General features: G+C 52.1%; 10 protein-coding genes. 2 read left to right on the forward strand and 8 right to left on the reverse strand.

What is annotated here, in order from left to right; translation table 11 throughout:
• Positions 1-181 precede the first annotated feature (181 nt).
• The 4 genes from nifK to nifB all read right to left on the reverse strand — a co-directional run bounded on the left by nifK (position 182) and on the right by nifB (position 5,592).
• Entirely contained in the window at positions 182-1,735 is a 1,554-nt protein-coding gene (gene nifK / locus PUR_RS20220) for a nitrogenase molybdenum-iron protein subunit beta (RefSeq protein WP_179036794.1), read from the reverse strand.
• Positions 1,732-3,189 carry a nitrogenase molybdenum-iron protein alpha chain gene (gene nifD, locus PUR_RS20225; RefSeq protein ID WP_179036795.1) on the reverse strand — a complete coding sequence of 486 codons (1,458 nt, stop codon included), beginning with the start codon at positions 3,187-3,189 and terminating at the stop codon, positions 1,732-1,734. Before nifD ends, nifK begins: the two co-directional genes overlap by 4 nt.
• A gap of 141 nt (positions 3,190-3,330) precedes the next feature.
• Positions 3,331-4,209 carry a nitrogenase iron protein gene (gene nifH, locus PUR_RS20230; protein WP_124695109.1) on the reverse strand — a complete coding sequence of 293 codons (879 nt, stop codon included), beginning with the start codon at positions 4,207-4,209 and terminating at the stop codon, positions 3,331-3,333.
• 6 nt (positions 4,210-4,215) lie between these two features.
• Entirely contained in the window at positions 4,216-5,592 is a 1,377-nt protein-coding gene (gene nifB / locus PUR_RS20235) for a nitrogenase cofactor biosynthesis protein NifB (protein WP_179036796.1), read from the reverse strand.
• A gap of 770 nt (positions 5,593-6,362) precedes the next feature.
• On the opposite strand from nifB, the gene PUR_RS20240 reads away from it, so the two are divergent.
• Positions 6,363-7,193, forward strand: a complete 831-nt coding sequence (locus tag PUR_RS20240; protein ID WP_179036797.1) for a TerC family protein — start codon at positions 6,363-6,365, stop codon at positions 7,191-7,193.
• A gap of 184 nt (positions 7,194-7,377) precedes the next feature.
• On the opposite strand, the gene rlmN is transcribed toward PUR_RS20240, so the two are convergent.
• Positions 7,378-8,445 carry a dual-specificity RNA methyltransferase RlmN gene (gene rlmN / locus PUR_RS20245; protein WP_179036798.1) on the reverse strand — a complete coding sequence of 356 codons (1,068 nt, stop codon included), beginning with the start codon at positions 8,443-8,445 and terminating at the stop codon, positions 7,378-7,380.
• Here rlmN and PUR_RS20250 point away from each other — a divergent pair.
• A complete protein-coding gene (locus tag PUR_RS20250) occupies positions 8,429-8,728 on the forward strand; it encodes a hypothetical protein (RefSeq protein WP_179036799.1) in 300 nt (99 codons plus the stop codon). The genes rlmN and PUR_RS20250 overlap by 17 nt on opposite strands.
• Before the next feature lie 9 nt (positions 8,729-8,737).
• Here PUR_RS20250 and PUR_RS20255 read toward each other — a convergent pair whose 3' ends face one another.
• From PUR_RS20255 to PUR_RS20265, 3 genes are all read right to left on the reverse strand, one after another.
• The gene (locus PUR_RS20255; protein ID WP_179036800.1) at positions 8,738-11,113 is read right to left on the reverse strand and encodes an S-layer homology domain-containing protein; all 2,376 of its coding nucleotides are present in this window, start codon (positions 11,111-11,113) and stop codon (positions 8,738-8,740) included.
• Positions 11,114-11,291: 178 nt separating this feature from the next.
• A complete protein-coding gene (locus tag PUR_RS20260) occupies positions 11,292-12,443 on the reverse strand; it encodes a HupE/UreJ family protein (RefSeq protein ID WP_179036801.1) in 1,152 nt (383 codons plus the stop codon).
• Positions 12,444-12,543: 100 nt separating this feature from the next.
• Positions 12,544-19,323 (reverse strand): S-layer homology domain-containing protein, encoded by a 6,780-nt coding sequence (locus tag PUR_RS20265; protein WP_179036802.1) that lies wholly within the window; start codon positions 19,321-19,323, stop codon positions 12,544-12,546.
• Positions 19,324-19,466 lie beyond the last annotated feature (143 nt).

Genomic DNA, 19,466 nt, shown 5'->3' on the forward strand with positions numbered 1-19,466 from the left:
CACCCGGATTAAAATAACTGAAATAAATATGGAAAGAACGACACGTTGGACCCCAATCCTCATTGTCCCGACACTGTTCCAAAAACTATCATCCATACAAATTATAACATAATTCCTCTGTAAAATAGGATGAGGGAGCAGATTTATCCAAGATAAATCTGCTCCCTTTTTTACCTATTGATTAGCGAACCAAATCACCGAAACCGGACTCGTTGTTGTCCAACTGATCGAGGACAATATTGACAATCAAGGTCAGCAGATTCAGTGCTCCTTGGTAGCCGATAATCGGATTGCGATGCATATGATGACGGTCAAAGATCGGGAAGCCTACACGGACCAGCGGTACTCCCGCATCCTTGGCGGCGAATTTAACGTGCGAGCTGCCGATGGCCAGGTCAACCGGATCGTTAAGCAGCAGCGAACGCAGGTGCCAAAGGTCTTTGCCCACATAGACAGTTGCTTCGGAACCGTAAGGACTGGATGCCAGCAGTTCTTCAACTTCAAGCTTCCACTTCTTGCCGTCGAATTCAACGTCGCCGTTCGAGCACAGAATGTGTACCGGCTCAATGCCGACTTCAAGGCAGAATCCGATAAGGCCAAGCAGCAGGTCAGGGTCGCCAGCAAGCGCAACACGTTTGCCATGCAGGTAAGGATGGCTGTCAGCGTAAGCATCAACCACGCGTCCGCGTTCTTCGGTGAGCGATGCCGGAACCGGAAGTCCAGTCAGTTCGCTGATAGCTGCGAGCAGCTTATCCGTAGCTTTTACGCCGAGCGGAGTGGACAAGGAGGAAACTTGTTGTTTCCAGGTTCCGCTGATATATTCTTGAGTCTTCTTCAGAGTATATTTTTGCAGTACGAGCGAACCCAGCGCGTTAGCGGCTTTCGGAACATCGGCAAGCTTCGTTCCGCCATAGTAGTACTCATATTCGCCGGTAGCCGGGGAATCGTAGTTGCCGCTGTGATCGCCGAGAATCGTGTACTTCGTATCGAAAGCGTTCAGGATTTTGCGGATTTCAGCAAAGTTGCCTGTGTAAGGCTCGAATCCGAGCAGTACGTTCAGCTTCTCGCCTTCTTCGCCAGTACCCGGTGCGGCAGTCAGGCCGGAACGGTCAAACAGCTGGTTCAGAATGTTCTTGATCATTGCGTCATACCCAGTAATATGCGAGCCGATGAAGCTAGGCGTGTTGGCATACGTAACAGGGAAATCTTCGGCGATAGCGCCTTTTTGACGAGCATTGCCGATAAAGGCCGTCAGATCGTCACCGATAACTTCCGCCATACAAGTGGTACATACGGCTACCATCTCCGGTTTGTACAGAGCAACGGCGTTCTCCAGACCGTCGATCATGTTGCTCATGCCGCCGAATACGGCTGCATCCTCAGTCATCGAGGAAGAAACGGCTGGCGTAGGTTCTTTAAAGTGACGGCTTAAATGGCTGCGGAAGTAAGAGTTACAGCCTTGCGATCCGTGTACGAACGGCAGTGTTTTTTCGAATCCGAGTGCTGCCATAACCGATCCGAGCGGTTGGCAAGCTTTGTGAGGATTGATAACGACCGCTTTACGTTCAAAGTTCTTTTCCATATACTCCGCAGATTGGGAGTAAGCGAGCGCTTCTGCTGTTTCCTGCTCAGTGCAAGGCGCTTCAAATTGTTTCTTGTTCTCACGCTGTTGTACATAGCGTTCTTCCGTAAACAAGGTGTTGTAGTCTGGAATGTTTATTCTTTCCTTACTCATACGCTCGCCCCCTCTGGCTGTACTTTTTCTTTCTTGTCAAACAAATTCCAAATCGGGTTGTTCACAGTCATATCCATGTCCTTGGCAAAAATCTTGAAGCCGTCGAAGCCATGGTACGGACCGCTGTAATCCCAGGAGTGCATTTGACGGAACGGAATACCCATTTTGTGGTATACGTATTTTTCCTTAACACCCGATCCCATAAGGTCGATGTTCAATTTTTGAGCGAGCTCTTCCAACTCGTAAGCTGTCGGATCGTCCATGATGATCGATCCTGTCTGCATATCAGGGAAGGTTCTTTCATAGTCGTCTTTATGAGCAAATTCGTAGCCCGTAGCAACGATTTCCATGCCCAGATCTTCGTAAGCGCCGATGGTGTGGCGGGAACGCAGACCACCGATCAGCAGCATAACTTTCTTGCCTTCCAGACGAGGTCTGTATTTGCCGATGATGGCATCCATTTGCGGCTTGTATTTGGCGATAACCTTCTCGCAGTTTTCTTGGATCGTTGCGTCGAACTTGGCAGCGATCGCGCGCAGGCTCTCGTAAGTTTTCGACGGTCCGAAGAAGTTGTACTCCATCCACGGAATACCGTAAGCTTTTTCCATATGATCAACCATGTAGTTCATGGAACGGTGGCAGTGAATCAGGTTCATCTTCGCTTTGTGGGCGATTTCCAACTCGTTCAGTGTGCCGTCGCCGGACCATTGAGCGATTACGCGCAGACCCATTTCTTCCAACAGGATACGGGAAGCCCAAGCGTCGCCGCCGATGTTATAGTCACCGATGATATTTACATCGTAAGGACCCGTTTCGGCCAAATCCGCTTTACCCATTACAAAGTCGCGGATGGCATCGTTCGCGATATGGTGACCAAGTGATTGGCTGACGCCGCGGAAACCTTCGCAACGTACAGGAACGATTGGCATTTCCAGTTCTTTGGTCATTTTCTTCGATACTGCTTCAATATCGTCGCCGATCAGACCGACCGGACATTCGGATTGAACAGAGATACCTTTAGCCAGCGGGAACATTTCCTTGATCTCGCGGCAGATGATTTCCAGCTTCTTGTCGCCGCCGAAGACGATATCCGTCTCTTGGAAATCACTTGTGATTTGCATTGCAGTGAAGTTGTCGATACCAAGCGTACCGTTCGCATAGTTACGGCGAGTACCCCAGCTGTATTGTCCGCAGCCAACCGGGCCATGGGAGATGTGAACCATATCCTTGATTGGTCCCCATACCACGCCTTTGGAACCGGCATAGGAGCAACCGCGCGGCGTCATTACGCCCGGACGGGATTTAATGTTCGATTTCAGGGAGCAACTGCAGGATTCCTTGGTTTCTTCCGTGTTAATCTGAAAGTGCTTTTTACGGTCTTTTTTCGCTTTATCGGGATAGGCTTCCAGTATGTCCTCAACTAACTTTTTGTTCGCCTCAATATCCAGTCCCATTCGTTGAGCCTCCTTTTTCATATGCAGGACTTTGCCTCCTGCGTGGCATTTGATCTTTTAATTCCATCCGGTGAATGACCGTCTCTCCACTCCATTCACCGGATAATTTCTATTGTTACGCGAAGCTCGTTCGCTTTATTATTAGTGACCAGCAGCTTCCAGCTTTTTGATGGCTGTTTCTTCGTCTTCCACCACACCGAAATCGATCAGCAGTTGTTCCAGTTCGTCCATTTCGATCGGAGTCGGAATGTTCAGCATTTCGTTGTGCAGGATTTTGTCAGCCAGTTGCTTGTATTCGTTGGCTTGGTTGTGCTCAGGGTTGTACTGAGTAACCGTCATTCTTCTCAGCTCGGCATGTTGTACAACGTTGTCGCGAGGTACGAAGTGGATCATTTGCGTGTTCAAGCGACGTGCAAGTTCCATGATCAGCTCGTCTTCACGGTCGGTGTTACGGGAGTTACAGATCAGGCCGCCCAGACGAACGCTGCCGCTTTGAGCATATTTCAGGATACCGCGTGCGATGTTGTTGGCTGCGTACATAGCCATCATTTCGCCGGAACAGACGATGTAGATCTCTTGGGCTTTGTTCTCGCGGATAGGCATTGCGAAACCGCCGCACACAACGTCACCGAGTACGTCGTAAGAGATGAAGTCCATGCCGTCATAAGCGCCTTGCTCTTCCAGGAAGTTGATGGAAGTGATGATACCGCGGCCTGCGCAGCCTACGCCTGGTTCCGGACCGCCGGACTCAACGCAGAGGATGTCGCCAAAGCCAGTTGCTACTACGTCTTCCAGTTCGAGGTCTTCAACCGAACCCAATTCAGCGGCCATGTGAAGTACTGTTTGTTGAGCTTTCGTGTTCAGGATCAGACGAGTGGAGTCGGCTTTAGGGTCACAACCTACGATCATGATTTTTTGACCGAAAGTCGTTGCCAGCTGAGCCAAAGTGTTCTGGGAAGTCGTGGATTTACCGATACCGCCTTTACCGTAAAATGCGATTTGTCTTGGTTTCTTACTCATGATTAATCATCCCTTCGATATATTAATATTTTCAAAATAAGAACCGTATTTCACACTTTCAAGAATGGCTTCCTGTATTCCGCCTTTGCGGACCAGAGGCAGCACGCCTGCTTTGTTCAACGCCGCGCGGGGCGCGTCGCCGATACCGGAGCTGAGAAGAATACGACAATCGCTGAGGATTGAGGTGATCTCTTGAAGCGTTTCGCCTTTATCTCCGTTGCAATCGGCTGTGCCGTGGCAGTAGGCCTGAATCTTCCGGATACCGACGAATTCCACTTCGGCGCCGTCCGTATCGAAAATCATAAATTCCGTCGCATGTCCGAAATGCTGGTTGACCTTGTCTCCGCCTCTGGAAGCAACCGCGACTCTAGTCTTCTTATTCTCGTCAAGAATGTTCCGACGATTCTGCTTCGAGATAACACGCTGACGGATTTTGGTGTCAAGCTCCTGCTGGAATTGTTCTCTTGCGTCGAGGTCGATTACAGGATCGGCTTCCATCGTTTCCAATTGGAAATCCTGGTTCCGGTCCTGACCGAGCAGTCCCACTGCGTCTGCACGGCATTGGCGGCAGTGGCGCATAAGCTTGGTTCCGCCCTCGCTCAGCTGCTCCTGCAGCTGGTTCAATTCCCTTGGACGGGGAGCTTTGCGACCGTCTTTCTCATACTGGCTACCCGGGGCGATAATCAGCGGCGTTACGTTATGAAGCGTCGCACCGAGTTCTTTGACTTTCTTTGATACTTCAACCAGATGATGATCGTTGACCCCCGGGATCATTATCGAGTTGACTTTGACGAGAATACCCTGCTTAGCCAATGCCTCCACGCCTTGAAGCTGGCGGCTGATCAGCATAGCGGCGGCTTCTCTTCCTTCGTACCTTACTCCTTCATCGAACACCCAAGGATAAATCTCTTTGCCTACATCAGGGTCGATCGCGTTAATCGTAATGGTCACATGATTGATGCCAAGTTCTACAATCCGATCGATGTGCCGGTAAAGCGTAAGTCCGTTGGTGCTGAGGCAAAGCATCACATCAGGCACATTCTTTCTGACTCTGGCAAACGTATCGAACGTCTTATCCGCGTTGGCAAGCGGATCTCCGGGACCGGCTATGCCGACCACCGATAGCTGCATCAATTGTGCCGCCACACCTTTTACTTTCCGCTCCGCTTGTTCCGGAGTCAGCACCTCACTGACAACCCCTGGTCTGCTTTCGTTCACGCAGTCGAATTTACGGTTGCAGTAATTGCATTGGATGTTGCAGGCGGGAGCGACCGGGATATGCATCCGGGCAAAAAACCGATGGGCTTCCTCGCTGTAGCAAGGGTGGCGACTGATGTCGTCCTCTGCTGCATTTGATAAACACGACGTCGGCTGCGGCTTCATTTTTTCCCACCTCCTTAATGTAATGAGGAGTTGTACTCCTTGCGCATGCTCCACTTCGTTCTCGCGTCGGAAGCATGCGTCAGTTTTGCGGAGCGTCAGCTCCTCAGGTGTTTCGGACCCGACTTCCGTGGGTAAGGTACAAATAGGTTAAATGTTATATAACCTATATCCGACGTGTCAGTTAACCTGACTCCAACCTTTCTTGAAAAGCTTTGCTGTACACTCATCATATTTTCAATCCCCTATATCGTCAATTAGCGCAACCACGAAAAAACCCGGTATAGTCTGGTGTTTACAGTTTCGTCAAATGAAATGTCAGATTATATAACACATATGTTTCATGGTTCCGTTTTCATAACCTATTTTCATTGAAAATCAATGTCATTTTGATTTCCTTTTACAGCGGCTTTACACAAGGATTCTCCTCAGCTTCCCTCTTGCTAAGGCAAAAGAACCCCAAATCTAGCAGCCCTTGAACTTTATATAGTAGAAAGCGACCTTGAACTTCACTCTGTTGACATTGCTTATCAACTACTATATGATCTTTTATAGGAAGAAACGAGAAAACTGAATATCCCGTAAAGGGGAGTAGCTGTTAAATAAAGTCGTCAGTACGAGAGCGTTGATATGGTTCTCCGGCTTTATTGGCAATATTTTATTGTTAGCGAGACCTTTACCATTCAGATTGAGACTTTTTTGAGTCCGATCTGCTTGGTAAAGGTCTTTTTTATATAGTTTTAGGTCATTATAAACACGAGGAGGTAACAACAATGGATTTGGGATTATTATTGGAATACGGCTGGGTACTGCTTGTGCTAGTGGGGCTGGAAGGGCTGCTCGCCGCGGATAATGCGCTGGTGCTGGCAATCATGGTGAAACACCTTCCCGAGGAAGCGAGGAAAAAGGCGCTCTTTTACGGGCTGTTCGGGGCATTCATCTTCAGGTTCGGCTCGTTGTTCGTCATTTCGTTCCTTGTAGACATCTGGCAGGTGCAGGCAATCGGCGCTATTTATCTGCTGTTCATTGCAGCCAATCACATCATCCGCAAAATCGTCGCTTCCAAAAAGCCGGTAACGGAAGAAGCTTCGGAGAGCGGCACGAAGGAAGGCGCGGACAAAAAGAAATCCGGTTTCTGGCTGACCGTCTTCAAGGTGGAGCTCGCTGACATCGCTTTTGCCGTCGACTCGATTCTTGCCGCAGTCGCCCTTGCCGTCGCGCTTCCGCCAAGCGGTCTTCCCGCAATCGGCGGACTCGACGGAGGCGTGTTCCTCGTCATTTTTGCCGGGGGCTTTATCGGACTCGTTATCATGCGCTTCGCCGCTTCGTTCTTCGTCAAGCTACTCCATTCCCGTCCGGGACTTGAGGTTGCAGCCTTCATTATCGTCGGCTGGGTCGGCGTCAAGCTGGCCGTTATCACGCTCGCGCACCCCTCGCTAGGCGTATTATCCGAGGATTTTGCTCACAGCACCTGGTGGAAAGCGACATTCTATATCGTGCTCGTACTTATCGCCGCCATCGGCTGGTTCTTGAGCAAGGATACTATTGAAGAAAATAAGGGAGAAAACCCCGTCGGAGAATTGGATAAGCAACTTGGAAAATAGGAAGCTTCCTAATTAAAGCGAGTTAAAGCGAGAAAAACAGCCCGTCTGCGCGATTATGCGCGAGCGGGCTGTTTGTCTTAGAAGAACCTCATTGGGTGAGGTGTTATTCACATGGCATATCTATGTTAATTACATGTAGTGTATGTGTAACATATCTGGCAATCAGAGAGGCCGGATGGCATTGTTAACCCAGTGCCGACTCCTTAATCTGCTTGCTTCGCAGTTGGCCGCAGGCTGCATCAATATCCGATCCCTGCTCCAGACGGGTGCTGACGCTTATTCCCTGCTTTTTCAACGTATCGAAGAAGGCCCGGACCGTCTCCCTGTCACTGCGCTGATACTGGCTGTGCTCATCCACCGGATTATAAGGAATCAGATTTACGTTGATGAGCGATCTCCGTTCGCCGATCAATTCGGCCAGCTCCAGAGCATGTTCCTTTTGGTCGTTCACGTCCCGCAGCAAAATATACTCCAGCGTCGTTCTCCGCTTCGTCTTCTCCAAATAGTAGTCTATCGCGCCCATCAGCTTCTCGATTGGAATCGCGCGATTGATCTTCATGATGCGGGTGCGAAGCTCATCGTTCGGCGCATGCAAGGAAATGGCCAGATTCACCTGAAGATTTAGGTCCGCAAATTCGATGATTTTGTCCGCAAGGCCGCTGGTCGAGACGGTGATACGGCGTCCGGCGATGTTCAGCCCCTTCTGATTTTTGATAATCAGCAGAAAGTCAACCATATTCCCGAAGTTGTCGAACGGTTCCCCGATACCCATAACGACAATATGGCTCACCGCCTCACCTTTCCCGGCCCGGTCCAGATGCAACTGGACTTGCATGATCTGCTCCACGATCTCTCCGGAAGACAAGTCCCGGTCCTTGGACAAAAGCCCGCTCGCGCAGAAGCTGCACCCGATGTTGCAGCCGACCTGGGTCGTTACGCATACGGCCAGTCCATATTTTTGCCGCATCAATACCGTCTCGATCAAATTTCCGTCCGGCAGCCGGAACAGGAACTTTACCGTACCGTCCGTCGATTCCTGCTTCACGTGTTCGGACAAAGTGCGGATTGCAAAATGCTCATTCAGCAGGCTCAAAGCCTCGGGGTGAACATCGCTCATTTCGAAAAAATCCGTTACCCGCTTCACGTACAGCCAATCCCAGACCTGCAGCGCCCGGTATTTGCGGTGTCCGCGTTCCAGCAGCCAGGCCGCCAGTTGTTCAAAGGTTAAACCGTAAATGGAAATCTTGTTCATTTATTTATCCTCTTTTCAAGGCTGTCTCCAGCCTGTCATTCAACTAAAGCTGCCAAATGGCAATCGTATATTATTGTCCCAAATTTTTTTAATTAAAACAAGAGGGATAAATCAAGAAGAAACGCCTGACGGCGTCTTTTTAAGACGCAAGTACGTTTCTCGTAGAAATAAAGACCAAAACGATAGGCGCGAAGCTAATAAGTCTTATATTTTGAAAAAAGCCGTCCGCGAAGGAATATTTCTCTCCGCTGAACGGCTTGCGACTTTCCGCTTGCTTTATTAATAGTAGATATTAATAGTACATGGATTGGCCGATGGGTTGGTCCGTTTTGCCCTGGAGCTCCACCAGCTTGATCAATACCGTAGCAGCTTCGGCCTTGGTTACGAGGTCGGCCGGATTAAACTTGCCATTCTCACCCTGGAGCAGGCCGAGCTTCACGGCAACCGCCACTTCGCCCTTGCGGCTGATCGAGGCGGCATCTCCAAATTGGTTGATGACCGGATCAGCCTGCAAATACGAGGAAATCTTGTTGTATTTGACGATGGAGGTCAGCAGCACGGCGAGCCCCTCACGGGTCAGCTTGGCGTCAGGCTGATACGCGGTCTCCGAGTCAATCCACCGGTTCTGCACAGCGAAGGAGACCGCATCATAATAAGGGCTTTCCGGGCTTACGCCGGCGACCGGTTTGCGCTCGTTTCCGTTATACATGTTGGTATAATAAGGCGTAACCGCTTTGGCCATCCAGCTCAGCCAGTCTCCGGCTGTTATCTCGGAATCGGGATTCACCTTCCCGTTCTCATCCGGTATCAGGATGCTGTATTTCACCAATGTCGACAGCGCCTGCTCGGCCGGATTCCCTTGAATATCGGAAGCGGCGGACGCTTTCTTCAATTGGCTTGGCGCCTGATACTGCGCAGTCCACTTGCCGGTAACCGCATTAATGACTTCCGGCGCACCTACGGGATCTGCCAATACCGGCGAATACACAAGCTTGATCTTCTGCTCGGTATAACCCGCGGGGGTATAGCCTCCGAAGCTTCCATACTGCAGCTTCACTTTGTATCGGTCGAAACTTTGAGCCCGCGCCTGGTCCTTAGTAACTTTCACTGCCGAAGAGTCAATCGCGGCTTTCTCAAGGTCTGATGCCCGGGGTAGGTAATAGGACTGCAACGCACCTTTGTTATCCAAAGCAAGCGTCAGACCGCCGTCGCCCACTGGAATGCCTTTATAGAAGCGAAGGAATTGAAAGCTGAAACCCGTGCCCCCGTTTAGCGCGCTGTCTCCCCGCTCGACCAGCTTCAGATTGGAGGAAGCATCGGGGTACAGGAGGTTAATCAGCGCGATTGCCTTATTCTGGGCCTGCTGCTTCGTCAGTTTGGTTCCTTTCGATGTATCCGCCTCCGAAGCGCCGGTTGGGACAGGATACTTATTTTCATTGAAACTCAGAATCTGCCCAGTAACGGCGTCCACCTCGGCGAAGGATTGGGATGGATAACCGCTGCTGAGGGACGCGTTGTCCAGCCAGTTCAGTCTCCAGATCTTACGGCTGGTATCAGCATAATCACTGCCCAGAGAACTGGATACCAGCTTTCTCGCAGCAGGAATGGAGACAACCTGCTTCACCCGTTTGGCCGCCTCATCACTCGTCAATTCTGTGGCGCCGCTTCTCGAGATAAAGCGATTGGACGCCTGCGGTACATCGCTGTATACGGCGGATGTAACCGTGCTTTCCGCGCCTAAAGCAGTCAGCCGTTTGCCTGTTAAGGCATCGATGGCAGACAGCGCCCGCTCGGTCGGCCGCCAGCCCAGAATCCAGCTGTTGGCGCCCCCATTCTTGTAGACGGGGATGTAAGCCAGTTCCACGTCAAACTGTTCGCTGAATGTCTGCTCCGCCTTGGCCTGCGCAACCGACGCGGCAGCCGCCGGGTAGCTCCAATGCTCCGGCGATTTGTTGAACTGCCTTACACTGCCGTCCGCAGCGATGGCCACGGAGACATTTTCAAGAGGAGAGGGAATGCCATTTCTTAACACCGTGAAACTAAAGCCGTATTGTACGGGACCGAAAAGTGCCGGATTACTCATATAATCAACATTGTCCTGCAGTTCCAGATCGTTAACTGACAGGGAGGGAGCAGCCTTGGCGATAAAAACTTTAGCCTTCTCCAGCGCCTCTTCCCTTGTGATCGCAGGCGGATAGTAACTCTCGTTCTGCTGCCGGTCCGGAAAATAGAGATATGTATTGATCAAATCTCCGTTAACAGCATCCACCTGGCTGTTAAAGCCATATCCGTTGTTGCCCTTCTGGTAGTTCCACTGAATGTTCCATATCATTTGATTGGACGGCGAGGGATACATATTGTTAATACCCAGTTCCACATTCGATACTTCCGCCTCCGCCAAAATGGGGAACAGCGTTTTCAGCTTAGAGAGTGCCTGCTCTTTCGTGAACTTGACCTTGGTAGGATCCGCTTCATTCGTCTGCGCAGACGCCGCGGCGCTTTGGGATTTTTCGGCAACCACGTTGGAAGAAGCAGGCTGGGCAACGGCGGCAGCGGAAGAAGAAGCCGCTCCGGCAAATCCTGCCGGCATCACAAGAGAAAACGTTACCATTCCGGTTAATGCGGTTTTGGCCGTGAATCCCGGCGTACGTTTATGCTTTTTCTTCAAAATCTCATCCTCCTTTTTTCAATTCTTTCTAATTATAAAGAGATTTTCATTTATTTTCCATATAAAATGTCCTATTAAAACAGAAAAGCTTGTTTCACCCGCACATAACAAAAAACCTTCTTCCGCCCGGGCGAGGCAGAAGAAGGCAAGACGGTCGTCCGCTTCCGAAGAAGCGTCGTCAGAAAAGCAGCGTCCGCTGCAGAAACCAGACAATACCCATCGCCGCAATCAGGCCCGAGACGGCATAGTTCACGGCGCCGTACCAGCTTTTGCGGCCAATAATAATAATCAGCGGCAGAAGAGCCAGCAGCACGGCGATTTGTCCGATTTCCACTCCAAGATTGAAAGAGAACAACGTCAGCAAAAAGTCATCACGCATCATCCCTTGCAGAACCTGCGCAAAGCCGAAGCCGTGAACAAGACCGAAGCCGAGCGCGACCAGCCATCGGCGGCGTACTCTCCTCAGCCAGATGTTCTCTATGGCAACGTAGATGATACTTGCGGCGATCAGCGGCTCGACGATCCGCTGCGGCACGTCAACGATATTCAGCGCGGCAAGCGCTATGGTGACGCTGTGGCCGAGCGTGAAAGCGGTTAGTATTTGAATATAATCCTGCTTGCGCTGCTTCAGGATAATCAGGGAGACGATAAATAACAGATGGTCGAATCCGGTCCAGATATGCATGATCCCGACTCCGGTGAATTCAGCGAGCGTCGCCAGCCAGCCGGGAATGCTATTGGAGACGGAAGATCTGCCTTCCGCCGATAATTCTTGGTGCAAAACCCGGCTTCCCTCCGTAAATACCGCGGCTGATGCCTCTTGGCCCCCGACTCGGACGGTGGCAAAATTCTGGTGCTTCGGATCAATCAAATCATAAAAAAAATTGTACCCGATATCGAAGGAATGTACGGCAGCGGGAAATTCCCCGGTCATATCGAGGTAAAGGTACTGCGCTCCTCCTCTGTTTCGCATGGAGGCTTCGGTAATTTCCGGCTTCACGGAAACGCCGCCGCTCGTTATCGTCAGGCAATCGTCAACGAGACGCTGCAATTCCTCCTTGCTCCAGCCGGGAACGCCGGTCCGGGCTTTGGCGGTTGAAGCGCCGGGCTCAATGACAAACACAGTACGGCCGCTTGTCATGTCCATCCACTGGGCGACTTCCTGAGGGTCCAAGTACAATTGATAGCGCACCGCCGAGCCGGCGGCGGATATATCGGAATACCCTATAGTGGCCAGATGAGCCAGTGCGGGCCGGATAGGCAGCAGAAACAGAACAATCAGAACGGCCAGCAGACTGCATCCGGATGATTTCAGGCTGATTACTTTCACGGTGTGCGACCTCCAAATATGGATGAAGAGCAAAGAGTCCCTTAAAGACTCTTTGCTCCTTATCTTGCTCTCGTAATAAAATATAGAATTTCGGATTGCTTTATTGACTCTTCTTCAGCGTATTAAGAATGATCTTGGCGCATTCGGCCCGAGTCGCCGAGCTGACCGGCTCGAAGCTCTGACTGGAGCGGCCGCCGATTAAACCGAGACCGTAAGCCTGCTGAACAGCTTCTTTGGCCCAGCTTGCGGCGCTGCCAATATCCTTGAACGGAGCGGGCGAAGCTCCGGCTGTCTGAAGACCGGTGTTATATTGATAAGCCCGGACAATCATAAGCGCCATCTCCTGGCGCGTTACCGCCGATGCGGGATCGAACCGTGAAGCCGTTCTTCCCTTCACAATGCCTGCCTGAACCGCAGCCGCAACTTCCTCCGCATACCAGGCTCCGCCCGAAATGTCGGTAAACGCGCCTGCGTTCCCGCCTTCAAGCTTCAGCCAACGAACGAGCATAGCCGCAAATTCGGCGCGGGTCACCTGGCGTCCGGGTTCGAATTTGTCGCCGGTCCCCTGAATTATATGCTTGGCAGTCAGCTCGCGCACGGTTTCCGCGGCCCAATGGCCGGTATTCAAATCCGTGAAGGATTTGTCGTACTCCAGCACGGCGTACTTACTGAAATGGGAAACTTGAGCAGTTATTACACCGCCGGACAACGTGCCCGGCAGATATTCAAGCTCTCCTCCATTACCTATAAAGTACACGCCAAGCAGCCTCTCATCGGCGGAAGGATCGATCCGCAACGCAAGCTTGAGCGGCTTGCCGAAGGATTTCAGCGAAAGCTTGTTGCCCTGGCTGTCGACGGCAGCCAATTCGAACTCGTAGAGCCCGCCGGCAAGCCGGATCCCGGCTCTCTCCAGTGACGATGCCTGCCGAAGCGCGGTCTGGGCAGCTTCAGCAGGAACGGAATTCGCCGAGAAGACGAGTTTCCCGCTGCTTCTCTCGCTTACCGGAAGCAGATCGCGGGCGGCCTGGAGCAGTTCAGCCGGAACGGTAGCCGTCCATTCCGATGCTTTGATGGCTACCGGAGCGCCGAGCAGCAGATCCGGAGCGGCGGCCGGAAGCACAAGCTCGCCGGTTTCTCCCGGAACTTCCAATGTGACAGACCCGGCAGCGGCTGCGGCCCTGATTGTTTCGGCTTCGACTACAGTCCGTACCAGACCGGGAGCCGCCGGACTTGGCGAAGGTGAAGGCTTGGTCCCAGGCGCCGATGTCGGCTGAGGTGTAGGCGTTGGCTCAAAGCTTTCCTCAGCGGTTACCGTCAGAAGCTGCGTTTTTGCAAACGAACCGTACTTTGCCTGAATATCAGCCGTTCCGGAACGAAGCGCTTTGATGGTACCCTTATTGTCGATTGCCGCCACAGCCGGGTTGCTGCTGCTGTACACAATCCCTTCATTCAAAAGCATCCGGCTGCCGTCGCTGTACACGGCTCTCACGACTGCAGTTCTTTCCTCGCCTTCTTTCAGAGAAGAAGGAGCCTCCAGTTCAATGCCCGTTATCGTACGGTCAGCGTCTGCCTGACCTGTACCAAACGACCAGATGTCGGAATACGCCATTCCGCCGTGGCCGTCATCCGCCGCCGCATACCAGGAATATTTGTTATCCGGGGACAGGCCGTTCCACTCCGTTTCGGCTCTTGAGCCGCTGACGGTATTGGCGCTCGAGCCAATCCGGTTCTTGGTATAGACGTTCACGCCGATATAATCTGTGGCGACCTGCTTGCTTGCCGCCATCGGCGTATAATCGATATCGAATTCATCCTTGCCCGGCTCGTCATAGTAGTTCTGGTCGTCCAGGTAAGGCGAGTAGGTATTGACATGAATTTTGCTGTTATCCAGATCAAACTGCAGCATCCGCAGGTACCCCGAACCCCCCTCGGTCGCCGATTGATAATCGGACAGCATCTCGACAACGGTCCGGCCGTCGGGAGCGTGCTTTACATTATAGGCCACGCCATGATGATGTCCGCACAGCACCATGAACACGTTGTTGTTCGGTGCAACAATATCCGTCCAGATCTCCTGTCCGTCGCCGGCGTAATCGCCGGTAGGTGTAATGTATTGATGCGTGGCGACGATAGCCTTCCGATCAGGGTACTGCTTCAGCACCTCATTGGCCCAGGCGACCGTATCTTTCTGCACATTCCACCCGAGGTACATAATAATGAAATCCTGGCCGCTTGCGGATATCAGATCGTAGTGATCGCGGTTATTGTGGAAATCGCCGCCGAAAGTCGGCTGGCTCTCGAACCGCGATTTGCCGAAATACTTGTAATACTCCTTGTAGTCGGCCTCGTTATGGTTAACATCATGATTGCCGGCCACCAGGCCGTACGGCATTCCGGCTTCCTCCAGCGTCTTCATGCTGTTGCTGGCCACAGCCCATTCATCCGCGCGGTCCCAGTCGTCGACAAGGTCGCCGGTATGGATGGAGTAGACAATCTTCTTGCTATCCTTTTGATCGACGATATAATCCATCATGGATTTATAAATGCCCGGGTACGAATCTGAATAATATTGGGTATCGCTTACCCATGCAAATGAAAAATCAACGTCGTCCGGAGATGGCAGCAAATCCTGAATAAGCACATGCACAGTTTTGCCGCGAACCATACCGCCGGCTTTCACCTTGGCCTCCAGACGGAAATCCTGTTCGCCAAGGCCCGATGCTGCCCGCTCCCATTTTCCCGTATTGTAATTCCAGGTGTACATGGTCACTTGCCGTCCCGCGAGAGAATGTCCTTCCCATACGACTTCAACTTCATCTTCGGCTGCCGGTTCTTCATCAAGAGTGAAGTCAAACCGGTGGTACGGGAACAGACCATCGGCGTCCGTTACAAAATACCGTCCGTCCTTTTGGCTTATCTTGGCTATATCATCCCCCGCAAGCTCTTTTTCGCCGGATGGCGCAAGCTCAAGCGGCGGCTCACGATCCACCGAGTTCGCATAAGCGGCTTGGGACTTGGCGCCATTAAAGTCGTAGCGGTAGCCCTTGTAAAAGGTCACGTCCAACGGGTCGCCGTTCGGATCGGACGCCTTCACGCTGAGGACCGCCTTTCCGGAGTCAACCTTCCCGCCGGCTTGTGGAGAAGGCTCGGAGGGCTTGTTCGGCGCATCGTTCTGAATCTCGAACGAAACTGAGCGTTTCGTTTCGTTGCCGGCCTTGTCCACGGCCGTTACTTCAAGCTTGTGTCCTCCTGCCGGGAGAGCGGCCGGCCGGTCCGACGGAAACGGAACTGCCGCACCGTCTACAGTCGCGGTAACGGCATCCATGCCGGATGATGCATCGGATATCGTGCCGCTCAGGGTTACAGGGCCTCTGTAACTCTTCCCTTCCTCAACCGACAGATTCTCAATAGCCGGAAGCGTGTTGTCAACGGAAGCCGGCACACTTATCGTTTGTCCGGCGGCTCCATCCAGCTTAAAGGTATGCGGACCGTCGGCCAACACAGCGGTATCAAGTTCATGCCTCACTCCGGTAAACGTTGATGCGGGCAGTTGGACCGCAAAATGAACCTCGGGCACATCATCGTTTATCGTAATCCGGTTCGTCGCATTGGCCAGACTGACAAATTTCCCGCTGCTGCTCTTGGTCTTTGCGGAGATTTGAGGAGCGGTACCGTCCCAGTTGAGGAAGCGGGCATTTTGCAGCTTATAATCGTCATTGTTGCCTTCAAGCCCCCTCGGCGATACTCCATTCCCCGACGTGAAGGCCACCGTATTTTCCCCGGGCTTGAACCAATGTCCCTCTAAAGGAACTGCCAAAGTGCTGTAATTCGACCCTGCCGGCAGGTAGCCGACAAACTCTTCATTGATATACAGACCGTTCAAGAATGAGGTAGACTGCAGATCGTTAGCTTCGAATACGATATAAGCGTCGCCGCCCGGTTCCGGTGCCGTTTCCACAGCATTGCCGTCAACCGACAGACTCAAAGTGTCTTCCGTGCCCGCGTACCCCTTCAGTGTCAGGGTTCCCCGCAGCCACTCTCCTTCTTCCACATTCAGGGACAGCTGGGCCCTCGGGGAGAATTGAAGCCGGTAAGGCCGGCCTTCCGTCTCAACTGTTGAAACGGTATTCGTGCCATCCGACGCCGTAAAATAATAGTCCACATATTCCGCGTTCAGCAGATTATAGGATTTGACGATGTCCGATACGTAAGCTTCGGCGCCCGCGCGCAGCATATTCACACGGGTATAGTCGCTTGCGCCGTTCTTTTTATAATACAGATTGACCTGTTTTATCTTTTGACTGTCGGCAACCGAAGCGGTCAGCGTAAGATCCTGCACCGGTTGAGTTCCCGCAGCGGGAATATACGTGATTACCGGCGGCTCCGTGTCAGCCGAAAGCTCAATCGGCGTTTCCGGTACTTGCCCTTCAAGCAGCGTCCCGGGCGTAGGAGTCTGGTCGTATCCCCGGCGGAACATTCTGTTGCCTCCGTCCAGCGGATATTCAAACACAACGCCCCGGCCCGTTACGGCCTCATCCTGGCTTACGCTGAACCAGGCCTGCGAAACAATATCCCCCGCGTGATGGTAAGGATAAGCCGCATCTTCGGCGATCAATATCCTGCCCTCTTCCGAGTCCGGCAGTCCGGTGCCGTCCCATAAGACAGGGAGCAGCGAAGAATCTTCAAGATTCACATTGTACAGGCTATTAAAGTTGCTTACGGGTTTTCCCCGGGTGACGGAAGTCTGCAGCCAGATCACGGCTGTTCCCTTTGAGGCCAGCACGTAGTCTTCCGTCAGATCAATCGGACTTGCCACTCCGGTCCGGGTTTCATAGACCAGCTTGTACTGGTCAAGATGGATGGGGAGGCTCGTATTGTTATAAACCTCCACAAACTCATAATCGTCATTTCCCGTATTATCCGGCATGATTTCCGTAATCAGCAGCCCGCTTTCCAGCGGATGAAGGGAGGAAACCACTTTAATTTCGTAGTCTTTGCCCTCCTTGTCCCGGCTGTCGGCGTTGTTCCGTCCGTCCGATGCCAAAATGTAATATTGCAGCCTGGAAGCGCCCGTCAGCGCCGCTTCGGGAACGACTGTCTTGTAGACGCTGTCCCCGACTGAGGCCATGGAAGATGCGGCATAGTCGGACATTTTATCCGTTTTATAATGCAAGCTCACATCTTCGACTTTCTGATCATCGCTAACCTTGACCGACAGCTCCAGCGCTTTAGGCAAAGTCGATCCCGCAGGGATCATATGACTGAGCACCGGCTTGATAAAGTCAGCGGGAAGCTCCATCCGCTGGGCGGGGACCTGGTCAGGAATGAGCGTCCCGGGTGACGGCGCTTGCTTCGATGCCAGCTTCACCATTGTCGCGGAACCGTCTTCCGCCGCCTTGTAAACCACACCGGTATGGTCCTTGCTATCGCTCACATCGGTGGAGTTGTAGCCGTCGGCGTCATTGTAGACCGCCTTGGAGATGATTTCATCCGTATCCGTGGCGATAGCCAGGCTCCGGCCGCCCGTATTGGAGAAGCCGTATCCCGGATTCAGGACAATAATCTGATCTTCCGTGTAGGAAGTGCCGTAAGTCTTGTTGAAATTAGCCAGCGTGTCGCTCGTGTTGACCACGTAGTTCCATAGCAGAACCGTTTTTTGAGGCTGCAAAATATAGTCATCGTCAATGTCAAGAACGATAGGAGAACGGTTGTCATAATACCCGTACAGCACCTTATATTCCTTCAGCGGAATCGGCCGGTTGCTGTTGTTGTAAAGCTCGATATATTCGTAGCTTTCTCCCCCGCCCGTCGCCCCGGCCGCCGTCTTGGCATTAAATATGATTTCGGAAATCAGAAGATAGGGTCCCTTTCCTCCGCCGGCTGCATCCTTAACCGTAATCGTCTCAAAGCTGTCCGGCTGCTGCGGATAGCGGGCGGTGTTCACGCCGTCGGAAGCTTCAATGTAGTATTTAACGCTCTTGGTTCCGGTCATTACGGAGGACGGTATGACACCGGAATAATCGTTCCAGCCTTCTGCGCCGCGCTCGCTGTAGGTCATGGATGTCACTGTATAGGCATCGGCTTCCTCCGCCTTATAGAACAACTTGACGCTGCCAAGCCACGTCTCGTCATATACCTGAGCCGTGACGCTTACATTCACCGGTTCAGTCTCCGCGATTGCTGCCGTATGGCGGATAAGCGGCGCTACGGCTTCCGCCGGAAGCTCCGCACGCGGAGGAACTTGTCCATTCAGCAGCGTTCCCGGTGTCGGGGTCTGCTTGGAAGACAACTTCGTCATCAGAGCCCCGCCGGCAGGATTGTAAGCATATATAACGCTTTTTCCGTTACTATCGTCGCTTTTGTCGGTGTCGCTGATGACCGAATCATTATATCTGGCCACAGAGACTGTGCCGTTATCCGAAGCTTTTCGAAGAGTCACTTTATATGTTCCCGTATTTACCAGATTTCCTGAAGGCTGGTCAAGAAAAGCGCTCTGCTCTTCCGCAAGACCCGGGTTCATGCTGTAGGCGGCATTGAACTTCGCAAGACTGCCCTGCTCTCCGTCAAGGTAACCGCGGAGCACGGCTGTCCCGTAGGGAGAAATGCTCTTGCTGCCCTTGATCGTCCACTTGTAGACCTTCGAGCCGTCAAAATTCTCAATATTCACATAATAGTCATTCAAAGAGGCCGTTTCCGCGCTATTGTTGTAGACTTCGATGTACTCCCAAGCTTTCACATCCGCACTGTTGGTATTGGGTGAATTAAACACCACTTCCGTAATCAGCAGTTTGGGAATTTCCTCCGCCTTAACGGAACGAGCCTGACCAAACCCCGATAGAGCCAATGCTCCCGCCAAACATCCCGCCAGCAACTTCTTCAAGTTTCTCCTCCAATTCTTCAATTCGAATTACACGCTCCCTCGTGTTCATCTTTAGCCTGATAAAGACTACAATTATGAACTTTAAACCTGCTTCTTTAACTGGAGATAATCGGAATGTAAAACTTGCGGATGTTTCGTCAATC

Source organism: Paenibacillus sp. URB8-2 (assembly GCF_013393385.1).
Taxonomy (GTDB): domain Bacteria; phylum Bacillota; class Bacilli; order Paenibacillales; family Paenibacillaceae; genus Paenibacillus_AQ.